Origin of the sequence: Arthrobacter sp. (genome assembly GCF_031179385.1) — a bacterium.
Taxonomy (GTDB): Bacteria; Actinomycetota; Actinomycetes; order Actinomycetales; family Micrococcaceae; genus Arthrobacter_D.
The window spans coordinates 1-2,379 of sequence record NZ_JAPSHV010000215.1; the positions used below are offsets into that span (position 1 = coordinate 1).

Below are 2,379 nucleotides of genomic sequence, written 5' to 3' on the forward strand. Positions count from 1 at the left end.
TTGTCTGCAGCTGGCCAATGAAGTGCCAGTGCAGCCGCGGGTCAGCGACTGCTAGCGCTTTAGCGGCTGCCTCCTGGTCCCGGTTCTCGCCGACGTCCAGGACTCCAAGCTCGGACAGCAGCACGACATCCTCGGGCGGGAAGAACTTGGTCACCACGATCAGCGTTGGCCGGTCCGTTCTGCCGCAGGCAACGGTCGCGCTCTCGATACGATCGTTGACCCGCCGCAGGTTGGATTCGAGTTCCGAGCGTCTGTCCGATGTCTCAGCCATGAGGCCACACCAGCCCTGCAAGTCGGCCAACCGGCCGACCCTGTGCGACCGCGCGGTGTGAGAACAGTTGCTCGTTCTCGAGGGTGCACCACGTGGCATCCCTGCCGGGTTCGCGCACCTCAGCTCCCGCCGCTTCGAGCTGCCCGCGAACTCCGGCCGGCAGGTCGAGGGCAGGCGTGCCCCAGCTTGTGATACTGGAAGTCGAGGGCACCTCCCGCGCAACCGAGTCGCGCATCTCCGCTGGAACTTCGTAGCACCGCCCGCAGACAGACGGTCCGATCCATGCGGCGATCGAGCCTGCCCCACGCCGGCGAAGCTCTTCGACTGTCAACCCGACAATGTTTCCCTCTACGCCCTTACGCCCGGCATGCGCCACAGCTGTCGCTGCTTCGCCGTGTGGACCGCGGCCGACCAGTACCACCGGTACACAGTCTGCGACCAGCACGGCGAGGGCGTTGGTACCTGCAGGACTTACCAGTGCGTCTGCCTCCGGCGCGGGACTGTACCCAGCCTCAGCGATAACCGTTGAGTGAGTCTGGGTCATGAAGTGCAGAGCACCAGGAGCGACGCCGATTTCGGCCTCAAGAGCCCGCCTGGAAACAGCAGCGGCACCCGGGTCACCGCCGACCCGAGGAGCGAGATTACCCGCTCCTCGATCGGTGAAGGCAACCCGGATGCCGGGTGCTGCATCAAAGGTCCGGAAGAACACCGCTTACTTCAGGAAGTCCGGAACGTCCAGGTCATCCGAGCGCCCGGTGGAGTAATCAGGCTCCACGACCGCAGGCAGGTCCACATCGAAACCGGCATCTCCGGGAACATCATTGCGCCGTCCGTTAGCCGAATGCTGCGACCAAGCGCCGTAGCCCGCTCCCGCTGCCACGGTCTGCGGTGCAGGGGCTGACTCCCGTCCGATGGCGGGAGCAGACGCGGGCTTGGCAGCCGGGGCAGGCTGCGAGGTGGCATCCACCTGGTCGAAGCCCGCTGCAATAACGGTGACACGCGCTTCATCACCCAGGGCATCGTCAATGACAGCACCGAAGATGATGTTCGCCTCGGGGTGAGCCACTTCCTGGACCAGGCGAGCGGCCTCGTTGATCTCGAACAGCCCGAGATCGGAACCACCCTGGATGGAGAGCAGCACGCCATGGGCGCCGTCAATTGACGCTTCGAGGAGCGGTGATGCGATAGCCAACTCGGCGGCCTTCACAGCGCGGTCCTCGCCGCGGGCGGAACCGATACCCATCAGGGCGGACCCTGCACCCTGCATGACTGACTTGACGTCGGCGAAGTCGAGATTGATCAGCCCGGGTGTGGTGATGAGGTCAGTGATGCCCTGGACGCCGGAGAGCAGCACCTGATCCGCCGAGCGGAAGGCATCCAGCATTGACACGTTACGGTCGCTGATCGAGAGCAGACGGTCATTCGGGATGACAATCAGGGTGTCCACTTCGTCTCGCAGGGTGTCGATCCCGGTTTCCGCCTGGTTTGACCGACGGCGCCCTTCGAAGGTGAACGGGCGGGTGACCACGCCAATGGTCAGCGCGCCAAGCGAACGGGCGATACGAGCGACGACGGGCGCGCCACCGGTACCCGTCCCGCCGCCCTCACCGGCGGTGACGAAGACCATGTCCGCCCCGCGGAGGACCTCTTCGATCTCTTCTGCATGATCCTCGGCGGCCTTGCGGCCGACTTCCGGATCCGCTCCGGCGCCCAGGCCGCGGGTGAGCTCACGGCCGACGTCGAGCTTCACGTCGGCATCGCTCATGAGCAAAGCCTGCGCGTCCGTGTTGATAGCGATGAACTCCACGCCGCGCAGGCCGACCTCGATCATTCGGTTGACGGCGTTCACGCCACCGCCGCCGATGCCTACGACCTTGATGACGGCCAAGTAATTCTGCGGTGCTGCCACGTCCTGTGTCCCTTGTTCGATCTGTGCGCTGGTTGGGTCTTGTGGGCTGGAGGTTCCAACCTTCGACCTGACAAACATTCACCTTCAACTTGAGAGTTAATGTTATGTCAAGTAACTTCTACTGAGACGCTAGGTGCATGGTCTCCGGCATGCAACGACCGCTCCCGCGTGTCGGAAAACTTCACCTGGTAACCGGGCG

2 protein-coding genes and 1 pseudogene are annotated in these 2,379 nt (G+C 64.2%); all 3 read right to left on the reverse strand.

Annotation, left to right across the window (positions count from 1 at the left end):
* Window positions 1-271, reverse strand: a pseudogene (locus RIF85_RS15670) (YggS family pyridoxal phosphate enzyme); the annotation flags it as partial.
* Window positions 264-980: a polyphenol oxidase family protein gene (locus RIF85_RS15675; RefSeq protein ID WP_309072828.1), complete on the reverse strand. Its 717-nt coding sequence runs from the start codon at window positions 978-980 to the stop codon at window positions 264-266. The pseudogene RIF85_RS15670 and the gene RIF85_RS15675, both read right to left, overlap by 8 nt.
* A 3-nt stretch (window positions 981-983) precedes the next feature.
* A complete protein-coding gene (gene ftsZ, locus RIF85_RS15680) occupies window positions 984-2,180 on the reverse strand; it encodes a cell division protein FtsZ (RefSeq protein ID WP_309072829.1) in 1,197 nt (398 codons plus the stop codon).
* Window positions 2,181-2,379: the final 199 nt, after the last annotated feature.